Below are 14,858 nucleotides of genomic sequence, written 5' to 3'. Positions count from 1 at the left end.
TCATGGCCGAGGCATACATAGTCGAAGCGGTACGCACGCCGGTGGGCAGGCGGGGAGGGGGACTGGCCGGTGTCCACCCGGCCGACCTCGGCGCGCATGTCCTCAAGGCCCTGGTCGCACGGACCGGTGTGGACCCCGCGGCGGTCGAGGACGTCGTCTTCGGCTGCCTGGACACGGTGGGCCCGCAGGCCGGCGACATCGCGCGTACGGCATGGCTCGCGGCCGGTCTGCCCGAGGAGGTGCCGGGCGTGACGGTCGACCGGCAGTGCGGCTCCTCGCAGCAGGCGGTCCACTTCGCCGCACAGGGAGTGCTCTCCGGCACCCAGGACCTGGTGGTCGCCGGCGGCACCCAGAACATGACGCAGATCCCTATCGCCTTCGCGTCCCGGCAGGCAGCCGAACCGCTCGGGCTGACGGTGGGCCCCTTCGCGGGCAGTGAGGGCTGGCGTGCCCGCTACGGCGACCTGCCGGTCAACCAGTTCCACGGCGCGCAGCTGATCGCAGAGAAGTGGGGGATCTCGCGGCGCGACATGGAGGAGTTCGCGCTCCGTTCCCACCGGCGGGCGGTCCGCGCCGCCGACGAGGGCCGTTTCGAACGGGAGCTGGTGGCGTACGGAGAGGTCACGGCGGACGAAGGGCCGCGCCGCGACACAACGCTGGAGAAGATGGCGGGCCTGAAGCCCGTCATGGGGGGCGGCACCATCACGGCGGCCTGCTCCTCCCAGGTCTCGGACGGCGCGGCGGCGATGCTGATCGCGAGCGAACGGGCCGTCGCCGAGCACGGCCTTGTGCCGCGCGCCCGTATCCACCACCTCTCGGTACGCGGCGAGGATCCGATCCGGATGCTGTCGGCCCCGATCCCGGCGACGGCGTACGCGCTGAAGAAGACCGGCATGTCGATCGGCGACATCGACCTGGTCGAGATCAACGAGGCCTTCGCGCCCGTGGTGCTCGCCTGGCTGAAGGAGACCGGAGCCGACCCGGACAAGGTCAATGTGAACGGCGGAGCGATCGCGCTGGGGCATCCGCTGGGCGCTACGGGCGTGAAGCTGATGACCACGCTGCTGCATGAACTCGAGCGCACCGGTGGGCGGTACGGACTGCAAACGATGTGTGAAGGCGGAGGCCAGGCGAACGTGACGATCATCGAGCGGCTGTGATCACGGGCCTTCTGGGCCCGGTCGTGCTACGGTAGCGGCGTTGCAGTTTTGGTACCCATGAACTTCGTGTGCGCCTGACGGGAATGCTTCCTCAGGCGCACATTTTGTTTCCGGATTCTCCGGATGGGGCTCAATACAACAACGGGAAATTCGCGAAGTGTGAGTTTCCGGCTTGCCCCTGTTTTAGGAGAATGACATGGCTACTGGAACCGTGAAGTGGTTCAACTCGGAAAAGGGCTTCGGCTTCATTGAGCAGGACGGCGGCGGCGCCGACGTCTTCGCCCACTACTCGAACATCGCCACCTCGGGCTTCCGTGAGCTCCAGGAAGGCCAGAAGGTTTCCTTCGACGTCACGCAGGGCCAGAAGGGCCCGCAGGCGGAGAACATCGTCCCGGCCTAACATCCGGACGCGAACCTCGCAGCCGGGGCCCGCACCGTCAAGGTGCGGGCCCCGGCTTGTGCTGTCTCACATGCCCAGGAGGGCAATATCCGCATGACTCGCTCCGAACGCCCGGCCCGCCCGACTCGAAAGCGCCCGGTCAATTCCCGCGCCAATGGCCCTGCGAAGGGCTCCGCCAAGGCTCCCGCCCGCAAGGTGGCGGCCCCGCAGGAATTCACGCTGCCGGAATCCATCACCCCCGCGCTGCCTGCCGTCGAGGCGTTCGACGAGCTGGACATGCCGGCCGCCCTGCTGAAGACCCTCGTGGCGCAGGGCGTGACCGAGCCCTTCCCGATCCAGGCCGCCACGCTGCCGAACTGTCTCGCCGGCCGGGACATCCTCGGCCGCGGGCGCACCGGCTCGGGCAAGACCCTGGCCTTCGGGCTTGCACTGCTCGCCCGCACCGCGGGCCGGCGGGCCGAGCCGCGGGCACCGCTCGCGCTCGTTCTCGTACCGACCCGTGAGCTGGCGCAGCAGGTAACCGACGCACTCTCGCCGTACGCGACCTCGGTGCAGCTGCGGCTGGCCACGGTCGTCGGCGGTCTGTCGATAAGCAAGCAGGCGGGCACGTTGCGGCGCGGCGCCGAGGTGCTCGTGGCCACGCCCGGGCGGCTCAAGGACCTCATTGAGCGCGGCGACTGCGCGCTCGACCGGGTGTCGATCACCGTCCTCGACGAGGCCGACCAGATGGCCGACATGGGCTTCATGCCGCAGGTCACGGCGCTGCTCAAGCAGGTCGAGCCGGACGGTCAGCGGATGCTCTTCTCGGCGACGCTGGACAAGAACATCGACCGGCTCGTACGGATGTTCCTGACCGACCCCGTCGTGCACTCCGTCGACCCGTCGGCGGGTGCGGTCACCACGATGGAGCACCATGTGCTGCACGTCGCGGACGAGACCGACAAGAAGGCCGTGGCCACGCGTATCGCGGCCCGTGACGGCCGGGTGATCCTCTTCGTGGACACCAAGCGCGCGGCGGACCGTTTCGCCAAGCGGCTGCTGTCCAGCGGCGTACGGGCGGCGGCGCTGCACGGCGGCCGTTCGCAGCCGCAGCGCAACCGCACCCTCGACCAGTTCAAGAGCGGGCAGGTCACCGCGCTGGTCGCCACCAACGTGGCGGCCCGCGGCATCCATGTCGACGATCTCGACCTGGTCGTGAACGTCGACCCGCCCGTCGACCACAAGGACTATCTGCACCGAGGCGGGCGCACCGCCCGGGCCGGAGAGTCCGGCAGCGTCGTGACGCTGGTGCTGCCCGAGCAGCGCCGCGAGATGACCCGGCTGATGTCGGACGCGGGCATCAGCCCGCGCACGGCCAGGGTCAAGTCCAGCGACGAAGAGCTCAGCCGCATCACCGGGGCGCGCGAGCCCTCCGGTGTCGCCATCACCATCGAGGTGCCGCAGCCGGTCGTGCAGCAGCAACAGCGGCCGCAGCGGCGTCGTGCGCAGGTTCCGGGCCAGGGGGGCCGGTCCGCGCAGGGCGGTGGCAGTGGCGGTGGCAGTGGCAGCGGCCGCAGCCGTGGGCGGCGTGGTGGACAGGGCGGGCAGGGTGCTCAGGGCGCTCAAGGCGGACAGGCTCGTCAGGGCGGTCGTCCGGCGCGGGGCGGTCAGGGCGGTCGCCGCACCGCGGCGTAGCGCCGCCGGTCCCGCCCCGAACCCCGCGCCTCAAACGCCGGAGGGGCTCTTGTTGGGGCTTCGCCCCGAACCCCGCGCCTCAAACGCCGGAGGGGCTGGGATGGGCGGGAACCCAGCCCGTCCGGCGATTGAGGACACGGCCGAAGGCCGTACGGGGGCTGGGGGCTTGCCCCCAGTCACGGGGCGGGGCGGGGTGGGGGAGCAGCCCGCCCCAGCGCGTCGAGTACCCGCGCCGCCTCGGTCATCACCCGGGCGACCAGCTCCTCGCAGCTAGGAAGGTCCTCGATCAGCCCCGCCACCTGCCCCGATGCCATCACGCCGAGGTCCGTGCGGCCGTCGACCATCGAAGCCTTCAGCAGCATCGGGGTGTTGGCGGCCAGCAGGACCTGGCTCCAGCTGAGCTCCCTGCCGTGCTTCATCGCCAGACCGTCGCGGATCATCTGTGACCAGGACAGACCCGAGAGCTTCTTGAAGCCGGCGGCACGGCGTACGGCCTGCGTCAGCGCTCTTGTACGGCCTGCCCGCTCGAGCGAGTCGACCAGCTCCGTACGGAGCATGCGGTGCGGGAGCCCGTCGACGGCCGTGGTCACCGTGATGTCCTTGACGGTCGCTGCGAGGTAGCGGGCCTTGACCGCGTCCGGCACCGTCGAGTCCGAGGTGAGCAGGAAGCGGGTGCCCATGGCGATGCCCGCCGCTCCGTAGGCGAGCGCCGCGACCAGTCCCCGCCCGTCGTGGAAGCCGCCCGCCGCGATCACCGGAATATCGACCGCGTCGACAACTTGCGGCAGCAGTACGGTCGTTGCGACATCGCCGGTATGGCCGCCGCCCTCACCGCCCTGGACGATCACCGCGTCCGCGCCCCAGGCCGCCACCTTCTCCGCGTGCCGGCGGGCCCCGATGGACGGGATCACGACCACGCCCGCGTCCTTCAGCTCGGCGATCAGCTCGCGGGACGGTGCGAGGGCGAAGGAAGCGACTTTCACGCCCTCGTCGATGATGATCCGGACCCGGTCGCGGGCATCCCCGGCGTCGGCGCGGAGATTGACCCCGAAGGGCGCGTCCGTACGGGACATGACCTCGCGGACGGCCTGGCGCAGCTGGTCGGTGGTCATCGTCGCGGAGGCGAGGATGCCGAGTGCGCCTGCGTTGGCGGTGGCGGAGACCAGGCGGGGCCCTGCGACCCAGCCCATGCCGGTCTGCACGATGGGATGCCGGACACCGGTGAGTCCGGTGAGGGCCGTCTCCACTATGCCGGGACCTCGCGCTCGCGCGTGCCCTTCGGGTCGATCACCTCGCGGATCAGCCGCAGCTCCGCAGCGGTGGGCTCGCGGGTGTACGGGACGTCGGCGGAAATCGTGAGCGCGAAGCCGGTCGCCTGCTGGACCTGCTCGACCGTGACACCCGGGTGCAGGGACGCGAGCCGCATCGAGCGGTCGGGGGTCGCGAAGTCGAAGACGCCCAGATTGGAGACGACGCGCGGGATGCGGTGGTAGCGGGCCGCGGACGGGCCCGCGGCGGCCGCGTTGTCGTAGCCGACGCCGCTGACCATGTCGACGCGCTCGACGAAGACGCGGGCGGAGTGCCTGGGCACCCAGTAACTGACCGGATTGTTGAGGGTGTTGACGGGTGCCCCGCGTACGCCGAGCAGCTGGCGGGCGGGCCGCTCCCAGTCGCCGATGCAGGAGATGTTCTGGTTGCCGAAGCGGTCGATCTGGCTCGCGCCCATCATGACGTGCCGCTTTCCGCCGGTGACCATGGCCAGGTGCCGGCGGTACGGCAGCCAGCCCTCCGTCGCGCCGTCGAGGTCGACGAGCATCGCCTCGCCGTCCGTGAGAAGGAGGTCGGGGGAGAAGGTGCGCTTGGCCAGCCGGGCGCCGAAGGAGGAGACGGGGGCCATGGTGGCGGCCAGTACTTCGCCGTTCTCCCGCCAGGCCTCGGCGCAGGCGACGACGCAGTACTCGGAACGGCTGACGGTCACTGCTGCTCCTTGTGCCAGGTCCGGACGGCGGACTGGTAGTCACGCTCGGTCGTGCCGGAGAGGAAACGCTCGGCGAACTCCGGCCAGGGGGTGGACGCGTACAGCTTCTGGAAGGCCTCGTCGCGGTTGTAGTCGGGGTCGCAGGAGGTGAAGTGCGCGCCGTTCGGTGTCTCGACCACGCCGGTGACCGAGTGACGTCCGACCAGCAGGGTCTGCGGTGCGGCGTCCTTGGTGAGCTCGGCGGTCTCGACGAGCTGCTCGCAGCAGACGTACGCGGAGTCGGCGGCCTCGCAGAACAGATCGTCGAAGTACGGATCGGGGCCCAGATACTGGCCGTTGCCGAGCCGGTCGGCGCGGTTGAGGTGGACGAGCGCCGCGTCCATCCGCAGGGCCGGTACGGCGACGAATTCCTCGCCGTCCTCGTACGGTGAAGTGACCGTCCGCAGGCCGTGGTTGACCCGCATGACGTCGGATCCGATACCGGCCCGGACCGGGAGGAACGGCAGCCGGTTGGCGGCCGCGTGCAGCCCCCACATGAACATCGCCTCGTCGATCTCGGTGAGCGCGAAATCGCCGCGCTCGCGGGCGGCGCGGAAATGCGGTTCGAGCGGGATCGAGTCGAGGGTGACGAACGCCGTGACGAGTCTGCGGATCCGGCCGGCGGCGGCGAGGAGGCCGATATCGGGGCCGCCGTAGGACACGACGGTGAGATCAGTGATCTCGGTACGGAGCAGTGCCCGCACCAGCGCCATCGGCTTGCGGCGCGAGCCCCAGCCGCCGATGCCGATCGTCATTCCGCTGCGGAACCCGGACACCGCCTCGTCGGGCGTCATGGTCTTGTCGGTCACGCTCGGTCCTCCTCGCCGAAGGTGTCCTTGCCGAAGGTGTCGCGGACGCGGTCGGCGACACCGCTGAGGTTGGCCTCGAAGGTGAAGCCCTGCTCGAAGCGGTAGCTGCGGCGTACGTCGACGGGGTCGATGCCGTTGATGGCGGCCTTGGCCAGCCGGATGAGACAACCGTCCTTCCGGGCGATCTCCCGCGCCAACTCCTGGGCTGCGGCTGCCAGTTCCTCGCGCGGGACGACCTTCCAGACCGAGCCGTGGGCGTGCAGCTCCCGCGCGGTCGCGGTGCGCGAGGTGTAGTAGAGGGCGCGCATCAGATGCTGGGGTACGAGACGGGCGAGATGGGTGGCCGCGCCGAGCGCGCCCCGGTCCAGCTCCGGCAGGCCGAAGGTGGCGTCGTCGGAGGCGACGATCGCGTCCGCGTTGCCGACAAGGCCGATACCGCCGCCCAGGCAGAAGCCGTTCACCGCCGCGACGACCGGCACCTCGCACTCGTAGACGGCGGCGAAGGCCTCGTAACAGCCGCGGTTGGCGCCGACGAGCGCGGTGTGTCCGGTGTCGCGCTGCATCTCCTTGATGTCGACGCCCGCGTTGAAGCCGCGGCCCGCGGCGGCCAGGACGACACAGCGGATCCCGGGGTCGCGGCCGGCCGCGCGGAGGGCGTCGGCGAGGTCGTACCAGCCCTGTACGGGAAGGGCGTTGACGGGTGGGAAGTCGGCCGTGACGACACAGATGCCCTTCTCGGGGCGTGCGGTGGAGACACCCATGAGCGGATCAGCTACCTTTCCACCAAACATTTGTTAGGTGAGGAAGGTAGCAGCCGATGGAGCTGGACGGGAGGGTCGCCGTCGTCACCGGCGGCACGCGGGGCGTGGGCGCGGGCATCGCGCGGGCCTTCCTGCGGGCGGGCGCCGAGGTGGTGTTCTGTGCGCGCAGACCGCCGGAAGTCCCCGTCACCGGAGCCGAGTTCGTACCGCTCGATCTGCGCGATCCCGCCGCGGTGGGGGAGTTCTTCGACTTGGTCGTGGCGCGGCACGGCCGGCTCGACGCTCTCGTCAACAACGCGGGCGGGACACCGTACCGGCTGCTCGGCGAGGGCGACGCGGCCCGCCATGCCCGCGTGATCGAGCTCAATCTCACCGCGCCACTGACCGCCTCGCTCGCGGCGTACGGACATCTCAAGGCGGCCGGCGGATCGATCGTGATGATCGGCAGCGTCAGCGGCGGCCGGCCGTCCCCGGGCACGGCGGCGTACGGGGCGGCGAAGGCGGGACTGGAGAACCTGGCCCGGTCCATGGCCGTGGAGTGGGCGCCCGAGGTGCGCGTGAACACGCTTGTCCTCGGGATGGTGCGTACCGAACAGTCCCATCTGCACTACGGGGACGAGGAGGGCATCGCGGCGGTCGGCCGCACCGTGCCGCTGGGGCGGCTGGCCGAGCCGTCGGAGGTCGGTGACGCGGCCGTCTTCCTCGCCTCGGAGCGGGCGGCGTATGTGAGCGGAGCCTCGCTGCTGGTGCACGGGGGCGGGGAGCGCCCTGCCTTCCTCGATGCCGCAACTGTCAACAAGGAGGCGTGAGATGACTGGGACAGCCGGAATCTGCGAAGGACGCGTCGTCATCGTCACGGGTGCCGGGCGCGGTCTCGGCCGGGCCCATGCGCTCGCCTTCGCCGCCGAGGGGGCGAAGGTCGTCGTCAACGACCTCGGCGTCGGACCGGACGGGGCGGGCTCCTCCGCGGGCCCGGCCCAGCAGGTCGTCGACGAGATCACGGCGGCGGGTGGTGCCGCGGTGGCGCACGGCGGCGACATCGCCACGACCGACGGTGCCGCTTCTCTCGTCGCCGCCGCGCTGGAGTCGTACGGCCGCCTCGACACCCTCGTCAACAACGCCGGGTTTCTGCGCGACCGGATGCTCGTCAACCTCGACGAGGACGACTGGGACGCCGTCGTGCGGGTGCATGTGAAGGGCCACTTCCTGCCGCTCAAGCATGCCGCCGCGCACTGGCGTTCCGAGGCAAAGGCGGGTCGGCCGGTGGCGGCCCGGGTGGTCAACACCACCTCCGGAGCCGGGCTGTTGGGCAGTGTCGGCCAGGGCAACTACGCGGCCGCCAAGGCCGGGATCATCGGCCTGACGCTGGTCGCCTCGGCGGAGATGGGCCGGTACGGAGTCCAGGTCAACGCCATCGCGCCGGTGGCCCGTACCCGTATGACCGAGGAGACCTTCGCCGGCCTCTCCGCCCTGCCCGAGGATGTCTCGCCGCTCGTCGTCTGGCTCGGCTCCGCCTCCAGTACGGGTGTGACCGGCCGGGTCTTCGAGGCCGAGGCGGGCCGTATCACCGTCATGGAGGGCTGGCGGCCGGGACCCACCGCGGACAAGGGAACGCGCTGGACTCCGTCCGAGGCGGGCGAGGCCGCGCTGAAGCTGCTGGCGGACGCCGAGACTCCGCAACCGGTCTACGGGGCTCGGTGATGGTGCGGGCAGGAGCGGTGACGATGCCGCCGGCCCGGGGCGTCGCCGAGCCGCGCGCCAGGTCCTTCACAGCCCCGGAGTCCGGAGTCCACCCAGGTTAACTTGTAGAAAACTCAAGGCCGTTGGGGTTGACGCGTTCATGTCTACGCGCGTCATGATGTCGGTATGCGAATCCCCCCACGTATCGCCACTCTCGGCGGCATCGCCGCCCTCGCCTCCATCCTCCTCATCGGCGGACAGGCCACGGCCGCGCCCACGACCGTGGCCACGGTCGGTGACATCTGCTACTCCGGCCTTCCCTCCCAGGCGCACGACACGCTCGACCTGATCGAGTCCGGAGGGCCGTTCCCGTACAGCCAGGACGGCACCGTCTTCTCGAACCGCGAAGGCGTCCTGCCGTCACACTCGTCCGGCTACTACCACGAGTACACCGTCAAGACGCCGGGCTCCTCCACCCGCGGCGCCCGCCGTATCGTCACGGGCAACGCGGCCCAGGAGGACTACTACACCGCCGACCACTACGCCTCGTTCGACCTCGTCGACTACGGCTGCTGAGCCGGTATCCTCCGCCCCGTGACGAAGACCTATGTGATCGACGGGGCGGAGGTCACCGGCCTGGAGAGCTTCTGGCGGGTGATCGGCGAAGCCGTGAACGGGACCGGCGGATACTTCGGCCGCAATCTGGACGCCTTCGCCGACTGCCTCAGCGGTGGCTTCGGCACGCCGGACGACGGCGACTTCGTCATCGAGTGGCGCGACCACGAACTCTCCCGCCGGGCGCTCGGGCGCGACGAAACCGTACGCCAGCTGCGGCTGCGGCTGGAGCGCGGCCATCCGCTGAACAGGACGGCCATCCAGGCGGAGTTGGACGAGGCGGAGGCCGGTCGTGGCACGACCGTCTTCGACTGGCTGGTGCAGATCATCGAGGAGCGGCTACCCGGCGGGCTACGGCTGCGCTGAACCGGGTCAGCGGCAGCGCGGTGACGTCTGTTCCAGCCGACGCCTGAGCGGTACGTCCTGCAGATGCCGCACCGCGTCCACCGCCGTGTCCCGGGCATATCCGTCCGGATCCTCGTCCGCGAGAATCCTGGCCAACGCCGCAGCCGCACGCGGATCCTGACGCATCGCCAGGCCCCGGGCCGCCTCCGCGGCCGTGTCCGCGTCCGGGTCGTTGAGCCGTGCCGCCAGTGCCTCGCGGATCTCGTGGGTATCGGCCTCAATGCCCGCCAGTGCCATTGTCGCCCAGTCCCTGACATGGGTGTCCGCGTCCCGGCTCAGCGCGATCACCGCCTCGATGCCCTCCGCATGGCCGCCGGGAACCAGCCCGCACAGCGCCAGCGCCACCCGGTGGCGCACCTCCGCGTCCGGATGCCCGGCATGCCGCAGGATCTCGGGCAGCGCGGCCGGATCCCCGTGGTGCCCGAGACCGAGGACGACCGCCTGGATCAGCTCTGGATCCCGCGCCTCCCGGGACAGCTCGCGCAGCAGCGGCAACGCCCGCGCGGCGAACGGCCGCCGCGGGCCGGACCCGTCGGGCCGGGCGTCCGCATCCAGCCCGGGGTCCGCATCCCGCCCGGCGGCCCCGTCCCGCCCGGCGTCCTCATCCGGCCCCGGACCCACGAACCCCAGTTGCGCCAGCACGTCCGCCGCGAACGCCTGCCGCAACGGATCGTCGCTCGCGCACCACGCGGCCGCCGCCTGGAAGGTCTCCTCGTCTCCCCGGCTCCACAGCGCCGTCACCGACTCGACCCAGTCGTCCTGATCGGGATCCCCGCAGCGCAGGGCCCGTTCGGCCAGTTCCGCATACGGAGTCAGGATCCCCAGCTCGCCTTCCAGCAGCGTCGCGATCGCACCGTGGCCGGTCTGCTGCTCAGTGCCGGCCAGCGGCCTGCCCTCCCGCAGCAGCTCGACGACGACGGTCACCCCGCCGTCCTCCTCGACCCGGCGCGCGAAGGTCTCGTACTCCTCGCTGTCCCGCACCCCGTATGCCTGCAGCAGGCCCTCCCGCAGCTCCCGCTCCACATCCCGTACGAGCCACTGCCTGGCCTCCGCCAGCGCCGCCTCCGTCGCGCCGGCGCCGCGCCGCAGCAGGGCCCGCACCGTCGAAGGAGAGCCGCGCCGGGTGGCGAGCACCAGCGGCGGCTCGCCGCTCGGGCCCGGCAGATCGGGGTCGGCACCGTATTCCAGCAGCACCTCCACCGTCCCGGCGTGCCCCTGCCCCACCGCCCAGACCATGGCCGTGAAGCCGTACGCCTCCGGAAGATCGGGCCTGGCGCCCGCGGCGAGCAGCGCCCGTACCACCTCGGTGTGTCCGCCGACCGCGGCCCCGCACAGCGGCAGGTCCCCGCCCTCGGGGCCGCCCGCGCGCTCGGGTGCGGCTCCCGCGGCCAGCAGCAGCCGCACGATGCCCACCTCGTCGCTCACCGCCGCCAGATAGAGCGGCGTCTGCCCGTCCTCGTCGGTCACATCGGCGGGGGTCCCGGCCCTCAGCAGCCCTACGACAGCGTCTTCCGCGCCGCCGTGCACCGCCTCGAACAGTTCGCGGGCGCCCGCTGTCGGCTCTTTCGTCATGGTTCGACACTACGGAAGATCGGTCAGGTGTCGCATTCCAGAATCGTGCGGCACAGCCCGCAGCGGACCCGCACCCGTCCCCGTACGGGAACCCGGATGCGCTGATGGCAGGTGGGGCACGAGAAGGAGACGAGCAGCCCGTCAGGCCCGCGCTCGAAGGCATACGCGGACGACTCGGCAGCCGCGTGGGCGGGGCCCGGATGCTCCCGGGCGTAGCGCCGGTCCTTGGCGTAGCGATGGCGGCCCGTCCAGCCTGCGGTCGTGAGAGGCGGCTGCTGTGCGTCCCGCAGTGCCTGGGCGCGGCCCTTGGTGTAGGCGGTGTATCCCTGCGGGCTGGTGAACCAGGGGGAGGGGTCCTCGTCGAAGGCGATCGCCCGCTTGGCGAGGACGTAGCCGAACTCCTCCGGGGTGAGGTAGCCGAGCTTCTGGCTGGAGACGCTGTCCTCCCGGAACGCGTCGAGGAGCAGCCAGCCCGCGCCGAGATACGTGGTCGCGGTGTCGGTGAGGATCTCGTTGTCGCGGGTGCCGGGGAAGGACAGGTCGATCCGGTGCAGCAGCACATGCATGATCTCGTGGGCGAGGGCCGCGCCGATGTCCCTGCGATGAGTGCGGAAGCGGTCGTTGAGCTCGATGAAGTACTCCGGTCCCGCGGCCAGTTCGACGCTCGCGGCATGGTGCATCTCGCGGAAACTCACAATCATCCGGGCGTCCGGCAGCCGCAGATGCTGGACCAGGGCGCGGGCGACGCGCTGCGCGCCGAGATGCAGATCGTCCTGGTCGGAGAAGGCCACATCGGCCGGGACGACGCTCGGGGCGTAGGAGAGCACGGTCTCCCGCGAGAGGCGTCTGTAGAGCGCGGTGATCGCCGCCCGCACCGTGTCGAGGTGCGGAAAGCCGTGTACGACCTCGTTGCCGTTCGCCACCACTGCCCGTACCCCCCATACACGACGGTCGGCCCGATTCAACTGTACGGGGAGGCGAGGTCGAATCCTCGCTGGTGACATGGCCGAAAACTGCTCCTTGTGGCGTGGTGATCCACTCTTCATAATCCGGATCACGCTTGTCCGGCTCATGACAGCGCGCGCGATGCTGAGGTGGACTCCGGCGCAGGCGTAAATCTCAACCCCCCACGAAAGGCAGTCCGTTGAACAAGCAGTTTGTGCGAGTGCTCCAGAGATGCGCCGCCGCCGGCGCTGTCGTCCTCGCCGCCATCAGCCTTCAGCCCACCTCGTCCTCGGCCGCCACGGCGCCCGTCGTCGGCGGAACCCGCGCCGCTCAGGGCGAATTCCCGTTCATGGTCCGGCTCTCCATGGGCTGTGGCGGCGCGCTGTACGCCAAGAACATAGTGCTGACCGCCGCCCACTGTGTGAACGGTTCCGGCAACAACACCAGCATCACCGCGACCGCCGGTGTCGTCGACCTGCAGAGCTCCAGCGCCATCAAGGTCAAGTCGACCAAGGTCCTGCAGGCCCCCGGCTACAACGGCACCGGCAAGGACTGGGCGCTGATCAAGCTCGCCAAGAACATCGACCTCCCGACCCTGAAGATCGCCGACACGAAGGCGTACGACAACGGCACCTTCACGGTCGCCGGCTGGGGCGCGGCCACCGAGGGCGGCGGCCAGCAGCGCTACCTCCGCAAGGCCCAGGTGCCGTTCGTCTCCGACGCCAGCTGTAAGCAGGCGTACCCCGAGCTCGTGTCCGGCGAGGAGATCTGCGCCGGGCTCAAGCAGGGCGGCGTGGACACCTGCCAGGGTGACTCCGGCGGCCCGATGTTCCGCAAGGACAACAACAACGCGTGGATCCAGGTCGGCATCGTGAGCTGGGGCGAGGGCTGCGCACGGCCCAACTTCCCGGGTGTCTACACCGAGGTGTCCGCCTTCGCCGCCGCCATCAAGTCCGCGGCGGCAGGCCTCTAGTTACCGGGCTTTGCTGGTTGCCGGGGCTCCGCCCCGGACCCCCGTACGGTCTTCGGCCGTGCGCGGGGTCCGGGGCGGAGCCCCAGGGGAGAGGTCACCCCAGACAGACGGACGTCCCCGCCGCCTCCAGCTCCAGCACCCACACCTCGTTCATGCCCACGCGCAGCACCGGCCCGGGAACGTACAGCGTGTGCTGCGGGCCCGCCGACCAGTACCGGCCGAGGTTGAAGCCGTTCACCCAGACGAAACCCCGTGTCCAGCCCGGCAGTTCCAGCGACGCGTCGCCAGGCTCGCTCACCTCGAACGAGGCCCGGTACAGGCCCGTCGACCCCTCCTCGGCCGGCGCGCGGAACGGCACCTTCGCGACCGCGACCGCCTCCTCGAAGGCATCCAGCCGCAGCCCCCGCGCCCGTACGCCGTGCAGATACTGCCGCTCGTGCAGTACACCTCCGGCAATGCCCTTGGGCTCGCCCGTACGCGGCCCGTAGTTGACGCGCCCCAGCGACTCCACCCACAGCTCCACCGCGGCGGGCCCGGCCACCGGCTCCTCGAGCGCGGCGTCCTCGCCGCTCAGCACCCCGGCCCGCACGCCGTCGACATACACGACGGCCAGGTCCCGCAGGCCGGACACGCCCAGCGGGTACGGCTGCCGCGGGCCCGGAACACCGACCCGGTAGCGGACCAGACCGCGGTCCACGCCCAGCTCCTCGAACGTGGGCGGAACAGGCCCCTCCGACTCATCGTCGCCGAGCGTCTCCAGTACCTCGTCGAGCGGCGACCACTCGGTGAGCTCCACCCGCACCGGCGCACCCAGAGCGGCGGGCGCCGGCGGCAGCTCCGGCAGCGGACCCGCCTGGAACAGCGCGAGCACGTCCCGGAACAGCCGGAACTTCTCCGTCGGCCGCCCGTACTCGTCGATCGGCGCGTCGTAGTCGTACGACGTGACGTCCGGCTGGAGCCCGCCCATGTGCAGCGCGCCGCCACCCCGGTTGGCCCCCGCCCAGCCGGCGAAGTTCGTGCCGCCGTGCGCCATATAGACATTGACCGAGGCGCCGCACTCAAGGATCTCGCGCAGCGCCGCCGCGGCATCCGCCGGGTCCCGTACGACATGCTCCCCGCCCCAGTGGTCGAACCAGCCGCACCAGAACTCCATGCACATCAGCGGCCCCTGCGGCTGATGGCGGCGCAGCGTCCGGAAGCTCTCACGGGCCCCCGCCCCGAAGTTCACCGTTGCCAGCACCCCCGGCACCGAGCCGCCGGTGAGCATATGGTCCTCGGGCCCGTCGGAGGTGAACAGCGGCACGGTCACCCCGCAGCCCCTCAGCAGATCCACGAGATGGCGCAGATAGCCCTGGTCACAGCCGTAGCTGCCGTACTCGTTCTCGACCTGCACCATGATCACCGGGCCGCCGAGCCCGATCTGCCGCTCCACCACCTGCGGCAGCAGCCGGGTGAACCACCGCTCCACATGCCCCAGATACTCGGCGTCGTCCGTGCGCACCCGCCGTCCGAGCCGTCCGGTCAGCCAGTGCGGCAGCCCGCCGTTCTCCCACTCGGCGCAGATGTACGGCCCCGGCCGCACGATCGCCGACAGGCCTGCCGCCTGTGCGGCGTCCAGGAACCGGCCCAGCGCGTCGGCGTCCGCGTACCGGCCGGGCTCCGGCTCATGCAGATTCCACGGGACGTACGTCTCGACGCAGTTGAGGCCCATGGCCCGCAGCATCGCCAGCCGGTGGTCCCACTGCGCCTCGTGCACCCGGAAGTAGTGCAGCGCTCCCGACAGCAGCCGCACGGGCCGCCCGTCCACCAGGAAGTCCGTATCACCCACAGTGAACTCAGCCACCGTC

At 70.9% G+C, this 14,858-nt stretch carries 15 protein-coding genes; 8 read left to right on the top strand and 7 right to left on the bottom strand.

What is annotated here, in order from left to right:
• The first annotated feature begins 2 nt into the window (after positions 1 to 2).
• The 3 genes from AB0D12_RS00135 (at position 3) to AB0D12_RS00125 (ending at position 3,234) form a co-directional block, all read left to right on the top strand.
• Positions 3 to 1,160 carry an acetyl-CoA C-acetyltransferase gene (locus AB0D12_RS00135; protein ID WP_362675283.1) on the top strand — a complete coding sequence of 386 codons (1,158 nt, stop codon included), beginning with the start codon at positions 3 to 5 and terminating at the stop codon, positions 1,158 to 1,160.
• A 196-nt stretch (positions 1,161 to 1,356) separates the two neighbouring features.
• On the top strand, positions 1,357 to 1,560 hold the full coding sequence (locus AB0D12_RS00130; RefSeq protein WP_003969786.1) for a cold-shock protein: 204 nt from the start codon (positions 1,357 to 1,359) through the stop codon (positions 1,558 to 1,560).
• A 93-nt stretch (positions 1,561 to 1,653) separates the two neighbouring features.
• The gene (locus AB0D12_RS00125) at positions 1,654 to 3,234 is read left to right on the top strand and encodes a DEAD/DEAH box helicase (RefSeq protein ID WP_362675281.1); all 1,581 of its coding nucleotides are present in this window, start codon (positions 1,654 to 1,656) and stop codon (positions 3,232 to 3,234) included.
• Between the two features lie 176 nt (positions 3,235 to 3,410).
• Here the strand turns inward: AB0D12_RS00125 and AB0D12_RS00120 are convergent, their stop codons facing one another.
• The 4 genes from AB0D12_RS00120 to AB0D12_RS00105 are packed head-to-tail and all read right to left on the bottom strand — an operon-like array spanning position 3,411 to position 6,821.
• A complete protein-coding gene (locus tag AB0D12_RS00120; protein ID WP_362675279.1) occupies positions 3,411 to 4,481 on the bottom strand; it encodes a nitronate monooxygenase in 1,071 nt (356 codons plus the stop codon).
• Positions 4,481 to 5,212 (bottom strand): CoA-transferase, encoded by a 732-nt coding sequence (locus AB0D12_RS00115; RefSeq protein ID WP_362675277.1) that lies wholly within the window; start codon positions 5,210 to 5,212, stop codon positions 4,481 to 4,483. The genes AB0D12_RS00120 and AB0D12_RS00115 overlap by 1 nt, the downstream gene beginning before the upstream one ends.
• Entirely contained in the window at positions 5,209 to 6,060 is an 852-nt protein-coding gene (locus AB0D12_RS00110; protein ID WP_362675275.1) for a CoA-transferase, read from the bottom strand. Before AB0D12_RS00110 ends, AB0D12_RS00115 begins: the two co-directional genes overlap by 4 nt.
• Positions 6,057 to 6,821, bottom strand: a complete 765-nt coding sequence (locus tag AB0D12_RS00105; RefSeq protein WP_362675273.1) for an enoyl-CoA hydratase family protein — start codon at positions 6,819 to 6,821, stop codon at positions 6,057 to 6,059. The genes AB0D12_RS00110 and AB0D12_RS00105 overlap by 4 nt, the downstream gene beginning before the upstream one ends.
• A 56-nt stretch (positions 6,822 to 6,877) precedes the next feature.
• Here AB0D12_RS00105 and AB0D12_RS00100 point away from each other — a divergent pair, with 56 nt between their 5' ends.
• From AB0D12_RS00100 to AB0D12_RS00085, 4 genes are all read left to right on the top strand, one after another.
• A complete protein-coding gene (locus AB0D12_RS00100) occupies positions 6,878 to 7,630 on the top strand; it encodes an SDR family oxidoreductase (protein ID WP_362675271.1) in 753 nt (250 codons plus the stop codon).
• A gap of 1 nt (position 7,631) precedes the next feature.
• Positions 7,632 to 8,522 carry an SDR family oxidoreductase gene (locus AB0D12_RS00095; protein WP_362675270.1) on the top strand — a complete coding sequence of 297 codons (891 nt, stop codon included), beginning with the start codon at positions 7,632 to 7,634 and terminating at the stop codon, positions 8,520 to 8,522.
• Between the two features lie 165 nt (positions 8,523 to 8,687).
• Positions 8,688 to 9,077 (top strand): ribonuclease, encoded by a 390-nt coding sequence (locus AB0D12_RS00090; protein ID WP_362675268.1) that lies wholly within the window; start codon positions 8,688 to 8,690, stop codon positions 9,075 to 9,077.
• A gap of 18 nt (positions 9,078 to 9,095) precedes the next feature.
• A complete protein-coding gene (locus AB0D12_RS00085) occupies positions 9,096 to 9,482 on the top strand; it encodes a barstar family protein (protein ID WP_362675266.1) in 387 nt (128 codons plus the stop codon).
• Between the two features lie 6 nt (positions 9,483 to 9,488).
• Here AB0D12_RS00085 and AB0D12_RS00080 read toward each other — a convergent pair whose 3' ends face one another.
• On the bottom strand, positions 9,489 to 11,093 hold the full coding sequence (locus tag AB0D12_RS00080) for an ankyrin repeat domain-containing protein (protein ID WP_362675264.1): 1,605 nt from the start codon (positions 11,091 to 11,093) through the stop codon (positions 9,489 to 9,491).
• Positions 11,094 to 11,116: 23 nt separating this feature from the next.
• Entirely contained in the window at positions 11,117 to 12,016 is a 900-nt protein-coding gene (locus AB0D12_RS00075; protein ID WP_362675263.1) for a hypothetical protein, read from the bottom strand.
• 236 nt (positions 12,017 to 12,252) lie between these two features.
• Here AB0D12_RS00075 and AB0D12_RS00070 point away from each other — a divergent pair, with 236 nt between their 5' ends.
• The gene (locus tag AB0D12_RS00070) at positions 12,253 to 13,011 is read left to right on the top strand and encodes a serine protease (RefSeq protein ID WP_362676338.1); all 759 of its coding nucleotides are present in this window, start codon (positions 12,253 to 12,255) and stop codon (positions 13,009 to 13,011) included.
• Between the two features lie 94 nt (positions 13,012 to 13,105).
• On the opposite strand, the gene AB0D12_RS00065 is transcribed toward AB0D12_RS00070, so the two are convergent.
• Complete coding sequence (locus tag AB0D12_RS00065; protein ID WP_362675261.1) at positions 13,106 to 14,854, bottom strand: beta-galactosidase; 1,749 nt, start codon at positions 14,852 to 14,854, stop codon at positions 13,106 to 13,108.
• Between the last annotated feature and the right edge of the window lie 4 nt (positions 14,855 to 14,858).

Origin of the sequence: Streptomyces sp. NPDC048479, assembly GCF_040651435.1 — a bacterium.
Taxonomy (GTDB): Bacteria; Actinomycetota; Actinomycetes; order Streptomycetales; family Streptomycetaceae; genus Streptomyces.
Note: the sequence above shows the minus strand (reverse complement) of the source record. Positions and strands in the feature narration are given on the sequence as shown.

Coding starts and splice junctions, on each gene's coding strand:
- AB0D12_RS00135 (WP_362675283.1), top strand. CDS start 3: ATGGCCGAGGCATACATAGTCGAAGCGGTACGCACGCCGGTGGGCAGG.
- AB0D12_RS00130 (WP_003969786.1), top strand. CDS start 1,357: ATGGCTACTGGAACCGTGAAGTGGTTCAACTCGGAAAAGGGCTTCGGC.
- AB0D12_RS00125 (WP_362675281.1), top strand. CDS start 1,654: ATGACTCGCTCCGAACGCCCGGCCCGCCCGACTCGAAAGCGCCCGGTC.
- AB0D12_RS00105 (WP_362675273.1), bottom strand. CDS start 6,821: ATGGGTGTCTCCACCGCACGCCCCGAGAAGGGCATCTGTGTCGTCACG.
- AB0D12_RS00100 (WP_362675271.1), top strand. CDS start 6,878: ATGGAGCTGGACGGGAGGGTCGCCGTCGTCACCGGCGGCACGCGGGGC.
- AB0D12_RS00095 (WP_362675270.1), top strand. CDS start 7,632: ATGACTGGGACAGCCGGAATCTGCGAAGGACGCGTCGTCATCGTCACG.
- AB0D12_RS00090 (WP_362675268.1), top strand. CDS start 8,688: ATGCGAATCCCCCCACGTATCGCCACTCTCGGCGGCATCGCCGCCCTC.
- AB0D12_RS00080 (WP_362675264.1), bottom strand. CDS start 11,093: ATGACGAAAGAGCCGACAGCGGGCGCCCGCGAACTGTTCGAGGCGGTG.